Source organism: Mesorhizobium sp. G2-6-1, assembly GCF_055809095.1.
On sequence record NZ_CM147896.1, the window covers coordinates 318,440 to 338,801 of the forward strand.

Consider the following 20,362-nt stretch of genomic DNA (forward strand, 5'->3'; position numbering starts at 1 on the left):
CCTAACATCGCGAACGTGAAAGCTACACCCGACGCCACCCTTCAAATTTTCGCCGTCGAGCCGAACTGATGCGCCCTTCCCTCCTCGATCCGCTGTTTGCACCCATCACCTCGCTTGCAGGCGTTGGCCCCAAGGTGGCGACGCTGATCGAACGCATCCTGCCTTTGGATATTGGTGAGCGTGAAGCGCGTGCGGGCGACCTCGTATTCGTGCTGCCAAACTCCGTTATCGACCGGCGCAGCAGGCCGGGCATTGCAGGGGCACAAGAAGGGGCCATTGTCACACTCGACGTGCGGGTTGACCGCCACCAGCCTCCGCCACGCGGTAATAAATCCGTGCCCTATCGGGTCTTTGCGCATGACGAGACGGGCGAGATTACCCTGACATTTTTCACGCCCATGCCACCTATCTGGAAAAGGCCATGCCGGAAGGCGAAGAGATCGTGGTGTCGGGCCGTATGGAATGGTTCAACGGGCGGCCGAGCATGGTGCACCCCGACCATATCGCACTGGCCACCGAGGCCCATAATCTGCCGCTGATCGAACCGGTCTATCCACTGACAGCCGGGCTTTCGGGAAAGGTACTGCGCCGCGCAATAGGCCAAGCGCTGGAGCGCGTGCCAAAGCTGCCTGAATGGCAGGACGGCGCGTTTTTGCAACGCCGCACCTTCCCCCTTTTCGATGAGGCGCTGCAACGCATTCATAACCCCGCCGACCCATTGGACGTGGCTGTCGAAGGTGCGGCTTGGCGCCGCCTTGCCTATGACGAATTTCTGGCCGGTCAACTTTCGCTGGCACTGGTGCGAGCGCGAGTGCGGCGGCTTTCTGGCCGGCCAGTGACAGGAGATGGGCGCATCGTTGAACGGTTGCGTTCTGCCTTGCCCTACAGGCTGACCGGTTCGCAGGAAGTGGCGCTTGGTGAAATCCTGTCTGATCTTGCCAAACCGGAGCGTATGCTGCGCCTTTTGCAAGGCGATGTCGGCTCGGGCAAAACGGTGGTTGCGTTGCTGGCAATGGCGCGCGCCATCGAGGCCGGTGGGCAGGCTGCCCTGATGGCACCGACCGAGATTCTTGCTCGCCAGCATCTTGCAACGATCACGCCGCTGGCGGCCAAGGCAGACCTTAACGTCGCCATTTTGACGGGGCGTGAAAAAAAGCGCGATCGCAGCGAAACTCTGGCGCGCCTTGCCGATGGAACAATCGACATCGTGGTGGGCACCCATGCACTTTTTCAAGAAACAGTAAGATATAATAATCTCGTCTTTGCCGTCATTGATGAACAACACCGGTTTGGTGTTCATCAACGTCTTGCCATTACAGCCAAGGGCGATGCGCCCGACATGCTGGTAATGACGGCAACACCCATCCCGCGCACGCTGGTACTGACCGCTTTTGGCGACATGGACGTGTCGAAACTCACTGAAAAACCGGCTGGCCGGCAGCCTATTCGCACTGTCACCCTGCCGCTTGAACGTCTTGATGAACTGGTCACTCGTATGAGCGATGCGGTGGCCGATGGGCAGAAAATCTACTGGATATGTCCGCTGGTTGAAGAATCCGAAGAGATCAAGCTGATGGCGGCCGAAGATCGTTTTGCCTCTCTGAAGCCGGTATTCGGAGATCGCATCGGCCTTGTACATGGCCGCATGAAAGGCGCGGAAAAAGACGAGGCCATGCGTGCCTTCAAGGAGGGCGAAACGCGTGTTTTGGTCGCGACGACCGTTATCGAGGTTGGCGTCGATGTTCCAGATGCCACGATCATGGTTATCGAACATGCCGAACGCTTCGGACTTGCACAGTTGCACCAGTTGCGAGGCCGTGTCGGGCGTGGTGACAAGCCCTCATCTTGCGTGCTGCTCTACAAGGACCCACTTGGCGAGACGGCGAAGCGGCGGCTTTCCGTGATGCGAGAGACGGAGGATGGCTTTCTCATCGCTGAAGAAGATTTAAAACTGCGTGGCGAAGGCGAGCTTCTGGGAACCCGTCAATCCGGCACTCCCGGTTTCCAGGTGGCGCGCATCGACGCCCATGCCGATCTTCTGGAAGCGGCGCGCGATGATGCACGCCTCATCCTGTCACGCGACCCCGAATTGCAGACACCGCGCGGCGAAGCCCTGCGCCTTCTTCTTTATTTATTCGGGCGCGACGAGGCTGTGCGTTTGCTGCGTGCTGGCTGAACCGCGCCAAATTCGGGATTGGTGACAACAATTGGCTTGCCGTCAGCTTTTACCAGTTTCTTTTTGATATCGGGTGCGACCAGTCCGGCTGAAACGATGAGGCGCGCACCCTCCTCGATGCTCATATCGAGCATGACAATCTCGGATTTGCGCACATACATCAAAAAGCCGGTTGTTGGATTGGGCGTACAAGGCATGAACACCGCTGTCAGCGGGTCGTCCTTGGCATCGAGTTTTTCATTGATCTCGGTTTCCCTGTCACCGGAAATGAACACCAGCGACCAGACGTCCTTACGCGGATATTCAACGAGGCCGACCGAACGGAACATATCGCCCTTGTTGGACAATACCGTCTCGAATATCTGCTTGAGCGAGCGATAAATGCCCCGCACCAGCGGCATGCGTCCAAGCAGGCGCTCACCGAAATTGACAATGGCGCGCCCGACGATGTTGGCCGTGAGAAAGCCAATCAAGGTTATCAGCACCAGCGCGACAATCAGCCCGAAACCGGGAATCGGGAATGACAGGTAGGTGTCGGGGCTGTAGCGCGCGGGGATATAGGGTTTTACCCATGAATCGACCCAGCCGATAAATGACCATGCGATATAGGCGGTAATTGCCAGCGGCGCGCAGACAATGAAGCCGGTCAGGAAGTAGTTCCTGAGCCGGGTCATGCCGGAAGTTTTGGGCAGTTCAGACATCACTCACCGCAGCTTGGTTGCAATGCAACAATAGTGATGCACTGGTCGCAATGAAATAGCGCATTTTTCCGGTTACTTATTCCACCGTCACTGATTTTGCGAGATTTCGCGGCTGGTCAACATCGGTGCCCATGAATACAGCGGTGAAATAGGCCAGCATCTGGATCGGCAAAGCGTAGACGATGGGCGAAATGATTTCCGGCACGTCAGGCAAAATGATTGTTTCCATCGTATCGACCGACGCCTGCGCGGCACCTTTCTTGTCGGTGATGAGAATGATCTTGCCGCCACGGGCTGCAACTTCCTGCATGTTGGAAACGGTCTTTTCGAAGATGCGATCATGTGGGGCGATAACGATGACCGGCATTTTCTCATCGATCAGCGCGATAGGCCCATGCTTCAGTTCTCCCGCCGCGTAGCCTTCCGCGTGAATGTAGGAGATTTCCTTGAGCTTTAGCGCCCCTTCCATTGCCAACGGGAAGTTTGTGTCGCGACCAAGATAAAGAACGTGTTCATAGCGGGTGAGTTCGCGGGCCAGTTTCTCGATCTGATCGGCCAGCTTTTGCAGTACCTGATTTGTGTAGCGCGGTGCCTCGGACAAGGCGCGAACCAAAGTCTTTTCCTCATCCGCAGAAATCGTGCCACGGGCGGAAGCGGCCCTGAGCGCAAGCGATGCCAGAACCGAGAGCTGGCAGGTAAACGCCTTGGTTGAAGCGACACCGATTTCCGGCCCGGCAAGGGTCGGCAATATCACGTCAGCCTCACGCGCGATGGTCGATTCGCGCACATTGACGACGGCACCGATCTTCATGCCAGCCTGGCGGCAATAGCGCAGCGAGGCCAATGTGTCGGCGGTTTCCCCCGATTGCGAGATGAACAGCGCCACATCGTCTTTCGATAGCGGCATTTCGCGGTAGCGGAATTCCGAAGCGATATCGATATCGACCGGCAGGCGGGCATAGCGCTCGAACCAATATTTGCCGATCAGGCCCGATAGATAGGCCGTACCGCAGGCAGATATGGCCAGACGCCCGGTTCGTGCGAAATCGAAAGGCAAGTCGAGCCGCTTTGAGGTGCCCTTGGCAAAATCCAGATAATGCGCCAGCGTATGCGAGATGACTTCCGGCTGCTCATGGATTTCCTTCTCCATGAAATGGCGATAATTGCCTTTATCGACGAGGTAGCTGGTGCCCAGCGATTGCTGGCGTTTGCGTTCGACCTCATTGCCTTCCATGTCGAAGATGGCGACGGCGTTGCGGCGCACCACCACCCAGTCACCATCTTCCAGATAGGTGATGGAGTTGGTGAACGGGGCAAGCGCAATTGCGTCCGAGCCAAGGAACATTTCGTCTTCGCCGTGACCAACCGCCAATGGTGGGCCGTTGCGGGCACCGACGATCAAATCTTCGTCGCCCTTGAACATGATGGCGAGCGCAAAAGCACCCTGCAAGTGCTTCAGCGCCTTGTGCGCGGCCTCAACCGGGGCGCACCCGTGCGCCAATTCGCGAGCGATCAGATGCGCAATGACTTCCGTGTCGGTCTGGGAAGTGAATTTATAACCGTCGGCGCTCAATTCGTCTCGCAATTCGGCGAAATTCTCGATGATGCCGTTGTGTACGACTGCAACGTCGTTGGAAAAATGCGGATGTGCATTGGTCTCGTTAGGAATGCCGTGCGTCGCCCAGCGTGTGTGCCCAATACCGATATTGCCGGAGAGCGGCTCGTCATTGAGGCGCGATTCCAGATTGACCAGTTTGCCTTCTGCCCGGCGGCGCGCCAGTTCGCCATGCGCGATAGTGGCAACGCCTGCCGAGATCGTAACCGCGATACTCAAGACGCTTCAAAGCGTCCACGATGAGCGGTGCCACAGGCGTGTGACTGACAATTCCAACAATGCCGCACATATGCGCTTGCCCCTAATCCTGCCTGAACCCGGCTTCACTTTAGAAAGGTCAGGTCTGGTGTGAAAGTCAAATTGCGTTTTGTCTTGTATCAGCCAAAACGATGCTGCAAGAGATGGTGATGCCAGATCGGCATTGCGATCCGGTTACCAGAATATGCTTACTTTTTCGCCGCATCTGCGCGACGCGCGCGCAGTTCACTGGCTTTTCCCGGCAAAGTCTTTTGGCGTGCACGTCCAAAGGCCAGCGCATCGTCTGGCACGTTTTCCGTGATCACGCTGCCCGACGCGATATAGGCGCCGTTGCCGATGGATATCGGCGCCACAAGCGACGTATTCGAGCCGATGAAGGCATTTTTGCCTATTTCGGTGATGAATTTTGAATAACCATCATAGTTGCAGGTGATGGTGCCCGCCCCGATATTGGCACCGGCACCGATGTGGGCATCGCCAATATATGTCAGGTGGTTGACTTTGGCACTCTGTTCGATGGTAGCTCTTTTGACCTCGCAGAAATTTCCGACCTTGGCCTTTGCTTTCAGATCAGCCCCGGGGCGCAGGCGCGCAAAGGGGCCGACAACGCAGCCTGTTTCTATGGTCGTGCCTTCAAGGTGGCTGAAAGCATGGATTGTTACCCCCTCGGCAATGCTGACACCGGGGCCAAACCAGACATTCGGCTCGACAAGCGTATCACGACCGATCTGCGTGTCATGGGAGAAATAAACCGTCTCAGGCGCAATCAGGGCGACACCGTCAAGCATGGCCTCGTGCCTGCGTCTTTTTTGCCATATGGCCTCGGCTTGCGCCAACTCGACCCGCGTGTTGATGCCAAGCGCGTTTTCAAAACTGGCTTCGGAGGCAACAACTTCCAGCCCTTTATGGCTGGCAATCTCAACAATATCGGTAAGGTAGTATTCGCCCTTGGCGTTGGCATTGCCAACACCATCCAGCAATTCCAACGCATGACGACCGGAAATCGCCATCAGCCCGCCATTACAGAAGGTGATTTGCCGTTCCTCGTCGCTGCAATCTTTTTCTTCACGGATGGCAACGAGTTTTCCGTCCTTCTCGATCAGCCGGCCATAACCGGATGGTTCATCTGTGCGAAACCCGATCACCACCACGCTGGCACCTTCGGCGAGTTTGAGACGGGCTACGGCAAGCGCGTTGGCGTCAATCAGGGGCGTATCGCCAAACATCACCAGAATGTCATCAAAACCGCGGTCAATCGCTGTTCGTGCGGCTAGAACGGCATGGGCCGTGCCAAGGCGCTTTTCCTGCACGAAGGTCTCAGCATCAGGTGCGAATTTGTCCACCGCCTCGCGCATTACCTCGGCACCATGACCAATGACCAGCGCCAGATCACCCGTGCCTGCGGCCTTGGCGGCCGCAACTACATGGGCAACCATCGGCAGGCCGGCGACCTTGTGAAGCACCTTTGGCGTCGTACTTTTCATGCGCGTACCCTCGCCAGCGGCAAGGATGATCGACAGGCATGTTCTTTGGTTCATGGGATAGCGACCTGATGCAGAGTTGCAAGAATCGACGCTATGTAGCACCACGGCGCGGTTGGTCCAAGGCGGTGATACTCAACAGGCCCTAACCCAATCGCCCCAGAACCGGGAAGTTTTCCAGGAGCCAGTAAGATACGGTTTGAACGCCGCCTGTCAGGAAAAACACGCCGGCAACCACCAGCAGTGCACCGATGACCTTTTCGACACGCCCGAGGTGAACACGGAATTTTCCAAGGAAGCGCATGAATGCGCCGGAAAACAAAGCTGCAATGAGAAACGGAATTCCAAGGCCCAGCGAATAGGCAGCAAGCAGCAATGCGCCCTCGCCAACTGTCTCGCGCCCACCGGCAAGGGTCAGAATAGGCCCGAGCACCGGCCCGATGCATGGTGTCCAGCCGAAGGCGAAGGCCAGCCCCATGATGTAGGCGGCTGCACGACTGGCAGGTTTGCCCTGGGACTGGAAGCGCGCTTCGCGTGAAAGAAAAGGAATTCGCAAGATGCCAAGGAAGTTCAAGCCCATGATGATGATGAGCACGCCCGCGCCCATCGCCAATGGCTCCTGCCAGACACGCAACAAGCGACCGATGGTCGAGGCACCTGCCCCGAGCGCCACGAAAACAGTGGAAAAGCCAAGCACGAAAGCGATCGATGATGTCAGCAACGCGCTGCGCGCCCTGCCTTTGCCGTTATTCCGGCGTCACCTCGGAAATCGTCAACGGATACGCCAGCCATATAGCACAGGTATGGCGGCACGAGCGGCAGGACGCATGGCGACAGGAACGATACTGCCCCTGCTCCAACCGCGCTAACATAGCCGATGTCAATTGCCATCAATCACACTCCAGATTTCATGACATGGGATTAACGGCACATGCGCTTGTGTTCCAGTAACAGTTACGTGGCATGACGCCACGGCAGGGAAGAATGCGCGCCTTGAGAGCGTTGTTGGATCATGGTGGCGCGTTCGCGCGCTTCCTTGAATTTGATCCAAGGAGACGAAAATGAAAGCGATCACAGCAGGGCTGGCCGCGATTTTACTCAGCACAGTTGCAAGCTATGCAGCAGATGCCTGGAAAGAAGCTGACGTTGGCGGCAGCAAAATCTACACCGATGCCAACGGCATGACCCTTTACACATTTGATAAGGACGAAGCAGGCAAGTCGAACTGCTATGACAAATGCGCGACAAACTGGCCGCCGCTGATGGCCGATGCCGACGCCACAGCCAACGGCGAATGGACGATTGTCGAGCGTACCGACGGCACCAAGATGTGGGCCTATGACGGAAAGCCCGTCTATACTTTCATCAAGGACAAGATGGCTGGCGATGTGACCGGTGATGGTGTTGGCGATGTCTGGCACATTGCCAAACCCTGATCGGTCAGGACTGCTCGCACAGGGCGGTCAATCCGCCATTTTGATAAAATGATCCTGTTTGTGCCGCGTCTGTACAAACAGGATCAAGCCACGTCCCTGCGCTTGTCCATCCGGGTGTGCGCAGGGCGCTCGCCGCGGATGATGTCGCTGGTTTCGACATAGGCCATCTCAATCAGATAAGCGAGCATGTCGCAGCGCTCGGCCTGGGCCATAGTGCGCAACTGTCCCAGCAATGCCTGCATGTAATCGAGTGTCTCCGTACGTCTTCTTGTAAATGAATGCCGCATCGACAATAGTCCTCGCTATCCGTCGCCGCCGCAACGCCGGATTCATACTGATCTGCCCGAGTGTGATTGCACCTTTCGAGTCCGATACAAGTGTAGTATCTATATCTTAAATTGCAATATTTTAATATAGCAACTCTAGGTTGTATATCAGCCAAATTGGACGACAACCCTTGACCGGACGTAAAAGCGCGGCCATTTGACAGGCTACTTCAGGGGATATTGTCGCGGCCTGCCCTTCTCCTCAGCCGCCACGCAAGAACAGATATGAGCTCAGATGGACGTTGTCGTCGTCGAGATCGCCGGCCAAAGCGAAAACCATAAACAAGTACCTCGGGCGGAATTATAAGGTTCTCGCCTCGTTCGGCCATGTTCGTGATCTGCCGGCCAAGGACGGCTCGGTGCGGCCCGACGAGGATTTTTCCATGTCGTGGTCGGTCGATACAGCGTCCGGCAAGCGCCTCGCTGAAATCGCCAAGGCGGTCAAGGATGCGGACGGGCTGATTCTCGCCACCGACCCTGATCGCGAGGGTGAGGCTATTTCCTGGCATGTACTTGAGGTCTTGAAGCAGAAGCGTGCGCTGAAGGACAAGCCGGTCAGTCGCGTTGTCTTCAACGCCATCACCAAGCAGTCCGTGCTGGACGCCATGGCCAATCCGCGTGAGATAGACGTGCCGCTTGTCGATGCGTATCTGGCACGCCGGGCGCTCGATTATCTGGTCGGATTCACGCTCTCGCCGGTTTTATGGCGCAAGCTGCCGGGGGCCCGCTCGGCAGGGCGCGTGCAATCGGTGGCGCTACGGCTGGTATGCGACCGCGAACTGGAGATCGAACGCTTCATCCGTGAAGAATACTGGCAGATTGCCGCTATCCTTGGCACGGAACGCAAGGACGCGTTTGAGGCCCGTCTCACGGCATTTGAAGGCAAGAAGCTTCAAAAGCTCGACATTTCAAACGAGGCACAGGCAACCGACATCAAGACGATGCTTGAGGGCGCAGCTTTCAAAGCGTTGTCGGTTGAAGCCAAGCCGACCAAGCGCAATCCGGCACCGCCCTTCACCACCTCGACTTTGCAGCAGGCGGCTTCCTCGCGCATGGGTTTTTCAGCCAACCGCACGATGCAGGTGGCGCAACGTCTCTATGAAGGCATGGATGTTGGCGGCGAAACGGCCGGCCTCATCACATATATGCGAACCGATGGTGTCCAGATCGCACCCGAGGCGATTAGCCAGGCACGTGATGCCATCGCCAAGGAATTCGGCGCCAAATACCTGCCTGAAAAGCCACGCTATTATACGACCAAAGCAAAGAATGCGCAGGAGGCGCACGAGGCCATCCGGCCAACCGATTTCTTCAGAACTCCGGCCTCCGTGCGGCAATATCTGGATGCAGACCAGGCACGCCTTTACGAATTGGTCTGGAAACGTGCCATTGCCAGCCAGATGCTTCCTGCCGAGATCGAGCGCACGACCGTCGAAATCGAGGCACAAAACAGCGGGCGCAGCGCCGGTTTGCGTGCGGTTGGTTCAGTTGTGCGTTTTGACGGGTTCATTGCCGCCTATACGGATCATAAAGACGAAGATTCGGAAGACGAGGAAAACCGCCGCCTGCCTCAGATCAACTCTGGTGAGCAGCTTTCACGCGATGTCATCAACGCGACCCAGCACACCACAGAACCGCCACCACGCTATTCCGAGGCCTCGCTTATCAAAAAGCTGGAAGAGCTCGGCATCGGGCGGCCTTCAACCTATGCCTCGACGCTGAAAACGCTGGAAGATCGTGACTATGTGACGATCGACAAGCGCAGGCTGATACCGGAAGCAAAAGGGCGGCTGGTAACGGCATTCCTCGAAAACTTTTTCGAGCGCTATGTCGAATATGATTTCACGGCCTCGCTTGAAGAAAAACTCGACCAGATTTCCGACGGGAAGCTCTCCTGGAAAGATGTCTTGCGCGATTTCTGGAAAGAATTCTCCGGCACTGTCGACGACATCAAGGAACTGCGGGTTACTGCCGTTCTCGACGCACTCAACGAAGCCCTTGCACCACTGGTCTTTCCTGCCCGCGAAGATGGCTCGAACCCGCGTATCTGCCCGAAATGCGGCACCGGCAATTTGTCGCTGAAGCTTGGTCGCTATGGAGCCTTTGTCGGCTGCTCGAACTATCCCGAATGCGGTTTCACCCGCCAGCTTGGCGATGCCAATGGCGACGGTGAGAATGGCACTGTTCAAGACGGCAACAAGGTGCTGGGCAACGACCCCTATACGGCCGAAGAAATCACCTTGCGCAGTGGCCGTTTCGGCCCTTACGTGCAGCGCGGCGACGGCAAGGAAGCCAAACGCTCAAGCCTGCCCAAAGGCTGGGCCGCCGACAGCATCGACCATGAAAAGGCGCTGGCGCTTCTGGCGCTGCCGCGCGATGTTGGAAAACACCCCGAATCCGACAAGATGATCTCGGCGGGGCTTGGCCGCTACGGACCGTTTGTGCTGCATAACGGCACCTATGCCAATCTCGATAGTATCGAAGACGTGTTCTCGATCGGTCTCAACCGCGCGGTCACGCTGATTGCCGAAAAACAGGCCAAGGGCGGGCGCAATGGCGGCGCTGCTGCGGCATTGAAAGAACTTGGCGACCATCCCGATGGTGATGGCAAGATCGTCGTGCGCGACGGCAAATACGGGCCCTACGTCAACTGGGGCAAGGTCAATGCCACATTGCCGAAGGGCAAGGATCCGCAATCGGTAACGGTCGAGGATGCTCTGGCGCTGATCGCCGAAAAAATCGCCAAGGGTGGCGGCAAGAAGCCGGCACGCAAGGCTGCGGCCTCAAGCAAAAAGCCTACCACCAAGAAAGCTGCCGCAAAGAAGCCGGCAGCCAAGAAGAAGGGCTAGAAAATTTGGCGCGCAGGATCCCCGGTCGAGGCAAGGGCGGTCCAAACGCGCCACAAGGCCATTCCAGCGCGGGCACCAAGGACGCCTTTCGCCCATCGCGCGAAGATATTTTACGCTACATAACGGAAAATCCCGATCGCGCTGGCAAGCGCGACATTGCCAAGGCATTCTCGCTACGTGGCGAGGATCGCATCTGGCTGAAAGACCTGCTGCGCGACTTGCAAGATGAAGGGCTTTTGACCAAGGAGCGCAAGCGGCTTGCCCGTGTTGGCGCGCTGCCACATGTCACGGTTCTCGACATATTCGGCCGTGATGGTGACGGAGTCTTGCTGGCTCACCCGAGCGAACACAAGGGCGATGGTACGCCGCCGGTTGTGGCAATCCGCATTTCACGCAGTGGCGTTGCCCCCGGTATAGGCGACCGGGTTCTGGCGAAAACATTTGCAACTGACGACCCGACAGGCCCAGCCTATACGGGACGGGTCATGAAGATATTCGAGAAGCGCACCGATGCCGTGCTTGGTGTTTTTCGGGTCTTGCAGGATGGTTCGTTTCGCATCGAACCGGTCGAACGGCGCCAATCCGAACTGATCGTCGACAAGGAGTTCCAGAACGGCGCGACCAATGGCGATCTGGTCGAGGTCGAGCCCGCCCATGCCAGCCGCTATGGCCTGCCGCGTGCCAAGGTGATTACGGTTCTTGGCTCACTGACCAGCGAGAAGGCGGTCTCGATGATCGCCATCCATGCGCACGACATCCCCCACATTTTTCCAGCAGAGGTGCTGGCAGAAGCGAAAGCCTTGGCCCCGGTTACGCTTGAGAAGCGTGAAGACTGGCGCGATTTACCGCTGATTACCATCGACCCTGCGGACGCCAAGGACCATGACGACGCCGTGTTTGCCGAACCGGACGAGGATGAAAAGAATGTCGGCGGCGTTATCGTCACCGTCGCCATTGCTGATGTTTCCGCCTATGTCCGCTTTGGCACGGCACTTGATCGCGAGGCGCTAAAGCGCGGAAATTCGGTCTATTTTCCCGACCGTGTCGTGCCGATGCTGCCCGAGCGCATCTCGAATGACCTGTGCTCTCTACGTGAAGGCGAAGAGCGCCCGGCAATGGCTGTGCGCATGACCTTTTCTGCAGAGGGAAGGAAAGTGCGCCACACATTCCATCGTGTGATGATGAAATCGACGGCAAAGCTTTCCTATACACAGGCACAAGCCGCCATCGACGGAGTAGCGGACGATAAGACCAAACCTTTGCTGGAAACGGTCCTGCGGCCACTATGGGACGCCTATGCCATTCTCAAGCGCGGTCGCAACACCCGCCAGCCACTCGAACTCGACCTGCCGGAGCGGAAAATCCTGCTAAAAGACGATGGCACGGTCGACCGCGTCATTGTGCCGGAACGGCTGGACGCCCATAAACTGGTCGAAGAGTTCATGATACAGGCCAATGTGGCAGCAGCCGAAACGCTGGAAAACAAGAAGCAGGCGCTGGTCTATCGTACCCATGACGGCCCCTCTTTGGCCAAACAAGAGTCGTTGCGCGAATTCCTGCAGACCCTTGGTCTTTCGCTGGCGCGTGGCGCGCAGATGCGCCCCTCCCAGTTCAACGGCATTTTGGAGCGCGTGCGCGGTGAAGATAACGAACAATTGGTCAATGAGGTAGTGCTGCGCTCTCAAAGCCAGGCCGAATATTCGCCTGACAATATCGGGCATTTTGGCCTTAATCTGAAGCGATATGCGCATTTCACATCGCCAATCCGGCGTTATGCCGACCTGCTCGTGCATCGCGCACTGATCACCAGCGGGGGCTTCGGCCCGGATGGTTTGAGCCCGGAGCAGGAAGCGCGGCTGGAAGAGATTTCCGTTCTCATTTCTGCCGCCGAGCGGCGGGCCATGACAGCCGAGCGCGATACCGTTGACCGCCTGATTGCCGCCTATCTTGCCGAGCGCGTCGATGAGCGTTTCGACGCACGCATTTCCGGCGTCACCAAATCCGGACTATTTGTCCAATTGCCGCAGTATGGCGCAGATGGCTTTATTCCGGTGTCATCTCTGGGTGATGACTACTATATATATGACGACACGGCACGATCGCTGTTTGGAGAGCGTAGCGGCAAAGGCTATCAGTTGGCGGATCGGGTCGAGGTTCGCCTGATCGAAGTGGCACCGCTGGCAGGTTCGATGCGTTTCGAAATGCTGTCGGAACCCAAGCCCTTGCCCGGCTCGAAGCGGTCGTTCCACAAATCCAAGGGCCGCGCCCGCGCGTCGCAAAAACGGCCCGGTAATCGCGGCAGGAGACGATGACGATGGACGTACCGGCGATGGAAGAGCAAGTATTCGGCGGAGAGCATCAGTCCGGCCGTCCGGCGCGCGCGCTGTGGACAGCAATGAAGCGCGGAATGCTCGGGCGCTGTCCTCATTGCGGAGAGGGAAAGCTGTTTCGTGCCTTCGTCAAATCCGTCGATACATGCGAGCAGTGTGGCGAGGATTTATCGCACCATCGCGCCGACGACCTGCCTGCCTATCTGGTCATTGTCGTGGTCGGTCATGTCGTCCTTGGCGGCTTCATGGCCGTTGAGATGACCTCTACATGGTCGATGTGGATGCACATGGTTGTATGGGCACCCCTGACCATCATTCTGGCTCTGGTGCTGCTTCAGCCAGTAAAAGGCGCGGTTATCGGCTTGCAATGGGCGCTTTACATGCATGGTTTCGGAGGTGAGACCGATCAATTGGAGACTCACCCCGAACTTTAGGTGCGCCGGTGCAACGCTACGCCTCTCAATCCCTCTTTCACATGCGGCGTCTTTCGGCTAGGTCGTGTTCATGCAAGGCATGAGCAAGGCTGAGATCGACAAGGTCGAACACGCAGAAATCAGAAAGACGGCAACTCCACTTCGCCCACGCGATGCGGCAAGCCTGATCCTGCTTGACCGAAAGGACGGACAAACGCGTGTATTGATGGGGCGTCGTCACGCACGCCACGCCTTCATGCCGGGCAAATTCGTTTTTCCCGGTGGCCGCACGGATCCCGCAGACAGCCGAATCGTGCCCTCGTCGCAACTGCACCCGGACGACGAGGCGAAGCTGACAACCAAAGCCGGACGCACCGGCGCTGCGCGTGCAAGGGCTATCGCGCTATCCGCAATCCGCGAGACCTATGAAGAAGCCGGTCTGCTGATCGGGTCCAAGGGTCCATTCGCTACATCGAAACCCGACTGGCAGGGCTTTGCCGAGCATGGTGTGCAGCCGGCGCTTGGCGTGTTGCGCTTCATTGCCCGTGCCATCACGCCGCCGGGGCGGGTACGCCGCTACGACACACGGTTTTTGAGCGCGTGGCGTAGCGATGTTGCTGTTGAGTTGACGGATGGCGGACCGACAAATGAACTGGAAGAATTGACCTGGCTGCGGCTTGACGAGGCTAAAGACGGCGATGTGCCTGCCATTACCCGCACGATCCTGGAAGAGCTCGAAAAACGGCTCGCCGACGATCCCCTGCTGCATCCGGGTGGTGCAGTCCCCTTCTATCGTTTGGTTCATAAGCGCTTTGTGCGCGATCTCATCTAGGACATCACGCTCTTATGACCGTCGATATTCAGACTAATGATGAGGAGCGCATTCATTGGTTGCCAATGCTTGCTGCCATTTCCTCGATCAGCGTGGTTGGTATTGCCATCGGGCTTGGCATGCCATTGCTCAGTGTCATTCTTGAAACACGCGGCCATTCGGCCTCGATGATCGGCTTCAACACGGCAGTGGCCGGTCTTGCCTCAATCGCGGGTGCGCCCCTGGCCACACCATTGGCGATGCGTTTTGGCGTTGCCAAGACAATGATTGCCATGATTGCAACCGGAGCCCTGGCATTTGTCGGCTTTCACTTCGCGCCTGCATTCTGGATGTGGTTTCCGCTGCGCGTGGTTTTGCATATCGCGCTGACAGTGCTCTTCATCCTGTCAGAGTTCTGGATCAGCACGTCAGCACCGCCGCGCCGGCGCGGTTTGGTGCTGGGCATATATGCAACCGTTCTTTCACTCGGGTTCGCGGGGGGACCTTGGCTATTTTCACGCATTGGCAGCAGCGGCTTCCTGCCATTTGGCGTCATAATTGCGTTGGTGATATTTGCCGCAGTGCCCGTGCTGGCAGCGCGTAACGAGAGCCCGAAGATCATGCGCCAGGAACAGACCGGCGGATTCTTGCGCTATATCTGGCTGGTGCCAACGGCAACGGCTGCCGTGCTTGTGTTCGGTGCCGTCGAAACCGGCGGTTTTGCGCTGTTTCCGGTTTACGGCAACCGCATCGGCTATTCGGAAGCGAATGCGGCACTGCTTTTGACCATGATCGGTCTTGGCAATGTCATGTTGCAGATACCAATCGGCATGATCAGCGATCGGATGCGCGATCGACGTCTTCTGCTGCTCATCTGTGCCCTGGTCGGCCTGGTAGGCACGGTCTTCATGCCGCTTTTTGCCCAGAACTGGCATTTGATGGCAGGGCTGCTATTTGTCTGGGGTGGCGTGGTGGCGGCTCTTTATACGGTCGGGCTTGCCCATCTTGGCGCCCAGCTTTCAGGCCACGAACTCGCCTCCGCCAATGCCGCCTTCGTGCTGTGCTATGGCATTGGCATGGTGCTTGGCCCGCAAGCCATCGGCATCGGCATGGACCTGTTCGGCCCGCCCGGTTTTGGCTGGGCTCTTGGCCTGTTCTTCGGCTCTTACGTGGCGCTTGCATTGGGTCGGCTGATTTTTCGCGTGCGGACACGCTGAGACATTTGAGATAGCAAGATTCGTGGCAATGGCGGAAACCGGCGTGTGCACGAGGTCGAGCGACAACCCGTATCCCCTGCCGAAATTACTATGGGTCAGGCGTGAATTTCAGCGCTCTCTTGCCTTCGTGGCGAATTGCTGTATAGACCCCGTCAATCTGCCGGTCCCAGCTGGGGGCTGAACGGAGGGCCTGAGGTTTTTCGAACCTTTGCGTGAAGCCAAAAGTGTTTCCGCCTCCCGTGTCTCCGCTCTCGACCGTCTCGTCGTGCTCCTTTCTTCCCCGTTTTGCGGGTCAAGAGAAGTTGCAGAGGCTTTAGCCGCCGGGAACCGGGAGAGAAATGAAGAAAGGCAAGACTATGGCACTTTATGAACATGTGTTTCTTGCCCGGCAGGATTTGTCGCAGCAGCAGGTCGATGAGCTCGTTGAACGTTTCAAGGGCATCGTCACCGAAGGCGACGGGTCAGTTGGCCGGGTCGAAAATTGGGGACTGAAGTCCCTCACCTACCGGGTCAAGAAGAACCGGAAGGCATATTACACACTGATGGACCTTACCTGCCCACCGGCAGCGCTCAACGAAATGGAGCGCCAGATGGGTCTTTCCGAAGATGTACTGCGCTTCATGACGATCAAGGTCGATGCGCATGAAGAAGGTGCGTCGGCCATGATGCAAAAGCGCGAAGAACGTTCGGATCGTGGCAATTTCGGCGACCGCGACCGTGGACCTCGCTCGTTCGGCGATCGGGACCGTGGCGATCGGGGAGACCGTGGGCCGCGCCCGCCACGCAACAATGAAGGGAGCGCAGAATAATGGTCGACATCAATCAGATCCCGACCCGGCGTCCTTTCCATCGTCGGCGCAAGACCTGCCCGTTCTCGGGTGCCAACGCTCCGAAGATCGACTACAAGGACGTGCGCCTTTTGCAGCGCTATATTTCCGAGCGTGGCAAGATCGTACCCTCGCGCATCACCGCCGTCAGCCAGAAGAAGCAGCGTGAACTCGCCAAGGCGATCAAGCGCGCCCGTTTCCTCGGTCTGCTGCCTTACGTGGTTCGCTAAGCAAATTTCGAGGCGGGCAGTTTTTCGCCCGCTTCGTCCCTTCGTGACGGGCACGAAGGGAACCTTGAAATCCCGAGTTGGGCGTTTCCTGTTTGGCCCATGATCTCATCCGAAAAGTTTCGGCTATTTCCGAGATCATGCGCTGCGCCCTAACTGCCTCAGACAGGCAGGACAGCGAAACCGGCATCACCGCCACTTTGCTTCCTGACCTCGTCATTTTTCGTCGGCCAAGTTCAGGCCCAGAAAGGACAGATCATGGATGTTATTCTTCTCGAACGCGTTGCACGCCTCGGCCAGATGGGCGATACCGTCAAGGTCAAGGACGGTTTCGCCCGCAATTTCCTTTTGCCGCAAGGCAAGGCGTTGCGCGCTAATGAGGTCAACAAGAAAAAATTCGAAGGCCAGCGTGCGCAGCTTGAAGCGCGCAATCTGGAGCGCAAGTCGGAAGCCCAGGCGGTTGCCGACAACCTCGACGCCAAGAGCTTTATTGCTGTTCGTTCAGCAGGTGAAACCGGGCAGCTTTACGGTTCAGTTTCGACACGCGACATTGCCGATCTTTTGATTTCAGAAGGTTTCAATGTCTCGCGCAACCAGATCGAACTGAACCATCCGATCAAGACGATCGGCATCACCAATGTGGCCATCGTGTTGCACCCGGAAGTCGAAGTCACGATCACACTCAACATTGCGCGTTCGACGGACGAAGCCGAGCGTCAGGCCAAGGGTGAGTTGTTGACCACGGCAGAAGCCATTTATGGCGAAGACATCAATGACAATGCACGGCCAGACAATTTCTTCGACCCGAATGCTGAATTCGAGGGCGAAGAGGGTGAAGTTGAAGCCGAGAGCGAAGGCGAAGAAGACGCCTGAAAACGCTAAAGCACGTTGCGTCTAAAGGGATTCATGCAGCGTGCTTTAAGCCATTGTTTTCATGCATGTCGTTGTCCCAAAACCGTTGCACATTTTTGGGCGACATGCATTGATATTTGACCATCTGGACCAAAAACCCGGGCAAACTGCCCGGGTTTTTTTAATAATGGAACTTTTCAAACGGATTTGTTTTTAGCATGATCAGGTAGCAACGCTGTCTGGAGCGTCGGATATTGCATCATGCCGCGCTCCCTTGAGGGTCGAGCCATGAACATAATATTGCAAAGCATCGTCGATCGTATCGTCCACACAGGCAATCTGGCCATTACAGGGCCAAGCGGCAGAACAAGAACATTTGGTGACGGGAGCGGTGAGCGGGTTCACATGATGATCCACACCGTACGTGCCGAGCGGGCGATAACGCTGCATCCGACACTGGCCATTCCTGAAGCATTCATGGAGCAGGAACTCGATTTCGTCGAAGGCGACGTGCTGAGCTTCCTCCATCTCGTCTACCAAAATATGGGCATATCGTGGAACGATTCGAGTTGGGGCAAGCTGCTCAACTCGGTGCGCTTGGTCGTGCGGCCCTTCCAGCAGATGAATACGACGCGACGCTCCAAGCAGAATGTCGAGCGCCACTACGATCTCTCAGGCGAGTTGTATCGGCTCTTCCTTGATGATGACATGCAATATTCATGCGCCTATTTCGAAAACCCCGACATGACACTGGAAGAGGCGCAACTTGCCAAAAAGCGCCACATCGCCTCAAAGCTGCGCATCAAGCCGGGGCACAATGTGCTGGATATCGGCTGCGGCTGGGGCGGTCTTGGCCTGTACATCGCCAAGACTTTCGAAGCTGACGTTCTGGGCGTGACGTTGTCCAGCGAGCAACATCAGGTTGCGACGGAAAGGGCGCAGGCGGCAGGGTTGGAGCACAATGTTCATTTTGAGCTGCGTGATTATCGCAATCTCTCCGAGCGTTTCGACCGCATCGTTTCCGTCGGTATGTTCGAACATGTGGGTGTCGCGCAATATCGTACCTATTTCGACACATGCGCTACGCTGCTCAAGCCCGATGGCGTGATGCTTGTTCACTCGATTGGGCGCACAGCCCCACCAACGACGACCAACGCCTTTATCCGTAAGCATATTTTTCCGGGCGGCTACATTCCCGCCTTGTCGGAGATCATGCCCGCAATCGAAAAATCCGGGCTTGCCATCACAGATGTCGAAGTGTTGCGCCTCCACTATGCGGAAACGCTGAAACATTGGCGGAAACGCTTCCTGGCCAATCGTGATAAGATCAAGGATATCTATGACGAACGGTTCTGCCGTATGTGGGAATTCTATCTATGCGGCGCGGAAGCCTCATTCCGCTGGCAGGATCTGGTGGTGTTCCAGCTTCAACTTACCCGCAAGAACGATATATTGCCCATAACCCGCGACTATATCGGCAAGTGCGAGAAAGCACTTTCGATGCATGAAATGGCTCACGAAAACCCACCGGCAAACGCCAAGGCCAATTCAAAGCCGAGGGCCAAACCTGCCAATAATCGAAAAGTCACTGGCGGCAAATAAACGGCTGGCACCAATACAGCCGACTTGCCAAATGCGCCTGCATCCGCGAAAAAAGCTCCGCCCGAAGGAGAGGACAGAGCTGTGGAATTGCCAGCGTCGCTACGCAAGTCTGTCGACGCCTATCTGGAGCACACGCCTCTTCCTGTGCTTAAACAGGCGGCGAAAACACTGTCCGAACGTTACCGGGCCGAATTGCGGGACGGGCGTTTACATATGGCCGATGAGTTGGCCGTCAAGGCCTATCTCGCCACGCGGTTGCCTGCGACCTATGCTGCGGCACGCGCATGCCTCGCAGCGATTGATGATGCCCGATCAAACTGGGTTCCCAAAGCCTTCTCGATATCGGAGCCGGTCCTGGAACCATGCTCTGGGCCACGAGTGAGACATGGCCGGAACTTTCACACGCCACGATGGTGGAAACGAGCGCTTCAGCGAGCCGGATCGGTAAAGCCCTGACATCCACGTTGAATGTGGACTGTGATTGGGTCAGCGGCGATGCGACGTTTGAAGGTGGCAAACTGCCAAGCGCCGATCTCGTTACCGCTGCCTATCTTCTGGACGAGATCGCTCCGCGCGAACTGCCGCTCCTGCTTGAGCGCCTGTGGGATGCAAGCACGGATACGCTGCTGATAATCGAACCCGGCACCCCCGCCGGCTGGCGGCGCATCATTGCTGCGCGCACCTTGTTGCTCGCCAATGGTGCGCAACTTATTGCCCCCTGCCCGCATCAAGCCCCATGTCCGCTGGTTGAGCCTGACTGGTGCCACTTCGCGCGCCGGGTTGCCCGTTCGCGCATTCACAGGCAGGCAAAATCGGCAGATGTGCCGTGGGAAGATGAGAAATTCAGCTATATTGCAGCAACGCGCGCAAAAATCGGACCAAGCAGTGCGCGTGTCATTGCGCCGCCCAGAACCGGCTCCGGTAAAGTTCAACTCAAGCTTTGTGAAGCGGATGGCGGCGCGCATGAACGCATGTTTACAAAGCGCGATGGCGAAGACTTCAAAACCGCTCGCCGACTGGGCTGGGGCGATACGCTTCCAGATTGAGATTTTTCGGTTTATTCCTGTTTTGTTCCGCCGCCGAACGCGCTAGATTGGATATTGCGATTCGAGTCAATCGGGATTCTTTCCACCGAAACTCTTAGGCTGTGAATCGTGGGCATCAATTCCATTTGAGCGCGCGCAGGCGCAGATAAGTCAGCACCAAGCCGTTCCATTCTGGTATCGAAAGCCCAAATCGCA

13 protein-coding genes and 4 pseudogenes are annotated in these 20,362 nt (G+C 57.1%); 12 read left to right on the forward strand and 5 right to left on the reverse strand.

Going from position 1 to position 20,362, the window contains the following annotated elements; genetic code table 11:
- Window positions 1-68: 68 nt before the first annotated feature.
- Window positions 69-2,176 (forward strand): annotated as a pseudogene (gene recG / locus AC0L7S_RS01500) (ATP-dependent DNA helicase RecG).
- Here recG and AC0L7S_RS01505 read toward each other — a convergent pair.
- The 4 genes and pseudogenes from AC0L7S_RS01505 to AC0L7S_RS01520 all read right to left on the reverse strand — a co-directional run bounded on the left by AC0L7S_RS01505 (window position 2,128) and on the right by AC0L7S_RS01520 (window position 7,122).
- The gene (locus AC0L7S_RS01505) at window positions 2,128-2,877 is read right to left on the reverse strand and encodes a DUF502 domain-containing protein (protein ID WP_473472758.1); all 750 of its coding nucleotides are present in this window, start codon (window positions 2,875-2,877) and stop codon (window positions 2,128-2,130) included. The pseudogene recG and the gene AC0L7S_RS01505 sit on opposite strands and share 49 nt — an antisense overlap.
- 76 nt (window positions 2,878-2,953) lie before the next feature.
- Window positions 2,954-4,781 (reverse strand): annotated as a pseudogene (glmS, locus tag AC0L7S_RS01510) (glutamine--fructose-6-phosphate transaminase (isomerizing)).
- A 157-nt stretch (window positions 4,782-4,938) separates the two neighbouring features.
- Window positions 4,939-6,288 (reverse strand): bifunctional UDP-N-acetylglucosamine diphosphorylase/glucosamine-1-phosphate N-acetyltransferase GlmU, encoded by a 1,350-nt coding sequence (gene glmU / locus AC0L7S_RS01515; RefSeq protein ID WP_473472759.1) that lies wholly within the window; start codon window positions 6,286-6,288, stop codon window positions 4,939-4,941.
- Window positions 6,289-6,376: 88 nt separating this feature from the next.
- Window positions 6,377-7,122, reverse strand: a pseudogene (locus AC0L7S_RS01520) (cytochrome c biogenesis CcdA family protein).
- A 170-nt stretch (window positions 7,123-7,292) separates the two neighbouring features.
- On the opposite strand from AC0L7S_RS01520, the gene AC0L7S_RS01525 reads away from it, so the two are divergent.
- Window positions 7,293-7,667, forward strand: a complete 375-nt coding sequence (locus AC0L7S_RS01525) for a COG4315 family predicted lipoprotein (RefSeq protein WP_473472760.1) — start codon at window positions 7,293-7,295, stop codon at window positions 7,665-7,667.
- 83 nt (window positions 7,668-7,750) lie between these two features.
- Here the strand turns inward: AC0L7S_RS01525 and AC0L7S_RS01530 are convergent, their stop codons facing one another.
- Entirely contained in the window at window positions 7,751-7,909 is a 159-nt protein-coding gene (locus AC0L7S_RS01530; RefSeq protein ID WP_473472761.1) for a hypothetical protein, read from the reverse strand.
- A 319-nt stretch (window positions 7,910-8,228) separates the two neighbouring features.
- Here AC0L7S_RS01530 and topA point away from each other — a divergent pair.
- The 10 genes and pseudogenes from topA (at window position 8,229) to AC0L7S_RS01580 (ending at window position 20,167) form a co-directional block, all read left to right on the forward strand.
- Window positions 8,229-10,842: pseudogene (gene topA, locus AC0L7S_RS01535) on the forward strand (type I DNA topoisomerase).
- A gap of 5 nt (window positions 10,843-10,847) precedes the next feature.
- A complete protein-coding gene (gene rnr / locus AC0L7S_RS01540; protein WP_473472762.1) occupies window positions 10,848-13,154 on the forward strand; it encodes a ribonuclease R in 2,307 nt (768 codons plus the stop codon).
- A 17-nt stretch (window positions 13,155-13,171) separates the two neighbouring features.
- Window positions 13,172-13,606 carry a DUF983 domain-containing protein gene (locus tag AC0L7S_RS01545; protein WP_473474134.1) on the forward strand — a complete coding sequence of 145 codons (435 nt, stop codon included), beginning with the start codon at window positions 13,172-13,174 and terminating at the stop codon, window positions 13,604-13,606.
- A gap of 70 nt (window positions 13,607-13,676) precedes the next feature.
- Complete coding sequence (locus AC0L7S_RS01550) at window positions 13,677-14,417, forward strand: NUDIX hydrolase (RefSeq protein ID WP_473472763.1); 741 nt, start codon at window positions 13,677-13,679, stop codon at window positions 14,415-14,417.
- A gap of 14 nt (window positions 14,418-14,431) precedes the next feature.
- Window positions 14,432-15,613 (forward strand): MFS transporter, encoded by a 1,182-nt coding sequence (locus AC0L7S_RS01555; protein WP_473472764.1) that lies wholly within the window; start codon window positions 14,432-14,434, stop codon window positions 15,611-15,613.
- Window positions 15,614-15,969: 356 nt separating this feature from the next.
- A complete protein-coding gene (rpsF, locus tag AC0L7S_RS01560) occupies window positions 15,970-16,422 on the forward strand; it encodes a 30S ribosomal protein S6 (protein ID WP_473474135.1) in 453 nt (150 codons plus the stop codon).
- Window positions 16,422-16,670: a 30S ribosomal protein S18 gene (rpsR, locus tag AC0L7S_RS01565; RefSeq protein ID WP_006203718.1), complete on the forward strand. Its 249-nt coding sequence runs from the start codon at window positions 16,422-16,424 to the stop codon at window positions 16,668-16,670. Before rpsF ends, rpsR begins: the two co-directional genes overlap by 1 nt.
- A gap of 255 nt (window positions 16,671-16,925) precedes the next feature.
- On the forward strand, window positions 16,926-17,540 hold the full coding sequence (rplI, locus tag AC0L7S_RS01570) for a 50S ribosomal protein L9 (RefSeq protein WP_473472765.1): 615 nt from the start codon (window positions 16,926-16,928) through the stop codon (window positions 17,538-17,540).
- Window positions 17,541-17,807: 267 nt separating this feature from the next.
- Complete coding sequence (locus AC0L7S_RS01575; protein ID WP_473472766.1) at window positions 17,808-19,121, forward strand: class I SAM-dependent methyltransferase; 1,314 nt, start codon at window positions 17,808-17,810, stop codon at window positions 19,119-19,121.
- A 362-nt stretch (window positions 19,122-19,483) separates the two neighbouring features.
- Window positions 19,484-20,167: a small ribosomal subunit Rsm22 family protein gene (locus AC0L7S_RS01580; RefSeq protein ID WP_473472767.1), complete on the forward strand. Its 684-nt coding sequence runs from the start codon at window positions 19,484-19,486 to the stop codon at window positions 20,165-20,167.
- Window positions 20,168-20,362: the final 195 nt, after the last annotated feature.

Excerpts from the sequence above, each read along its gene's own strand:
- AC0L7S_RS01505 (WP_473472758.1), bottom strand. The coding sequence starts at position 2,877 with ATGTCTGAACTGCCCAAAACTTCCGGCATGACCCGGCTCAGGAACTAC.
- glmU (WP_473472759.1), bottom strand. The coding sequence starts at position 6,288 with ATGAACCAAAGAACATGCCTGTCGATCATCCTTGCCGCTGGCGAGGGT.
- AC0L7S_RS01525 (WP_473472760.1), top strand. The coding sequence starts at position 7,293 with ATGAAAGCGATCACAGCAGGGCTGGCCGCGATTTTACTCAGCACAGTT.
- AC0L7S_RS01530 (WP_473472761.1), bottom strand. The coding sequence starts at position 7,909 with ATGCAGGCATTGCTGGGACAGTTGCGCACTATGGCCCAGGCCGAGCGC.
- AC0L7S_RS01545 (WP_473474134.1), top strand. The coding sequence starts at position 13,172 with ATGGAAGAGCAAGTATTCGGCGGAGAGCATCAGTCCGGCCGTCCGGCG.
- AC0L7S_RS01550 (WP_473472763.1), top strand. The coding sequence starts at position 13,677 with ATGCAAGGCATGAGCAAGGCTGAGATCGACAAGGTCGAACACGCAGAA.
- AC0L7S_RS01555 (WP_473472764.1), top strand. The coding sequence starts at position 14,432 with ATGACCGTCGATATTCAGACTAATGATGAGGAGCGCATTCATTGGTTG.
- rpsF (WP_473474135.1), top strand. The coding sequence starts at position 15,970 with ATGGCACTTTATGAACATGTGTTTCTTGCCCGGCAGGATTTGTCGCAG.
- rpsR (WP_006203718.1), top strand. The coding sequence starts at position 16,422 with ATGGTCGACATCAATCAGATCCCGACCCGGCGTCCTTTCCATCGTCGG.
- rplI (WP_473472765.1), top strand. The coding sequence starts at position 16,926 with ATGGATGTTATTCTTCTCGAACGCGTTGCACGCCTCGGCCAGATGGGC.
- AC0L7S_RS01575 (WP_473472766.1), top strand. The coding sequence starts at position 17,808 with ATGAACATAATATTGCAAAGCATCGTCGATCGTATCGTCCACACAGGC.
- AC0L7S_RS01580 (WP_473472767.1), top strand. The coding sequence starts at position 19,484 with ATGCTCTGGGCCACGAGTGAGACATGGCCGGAACTTTCACACGCCACG.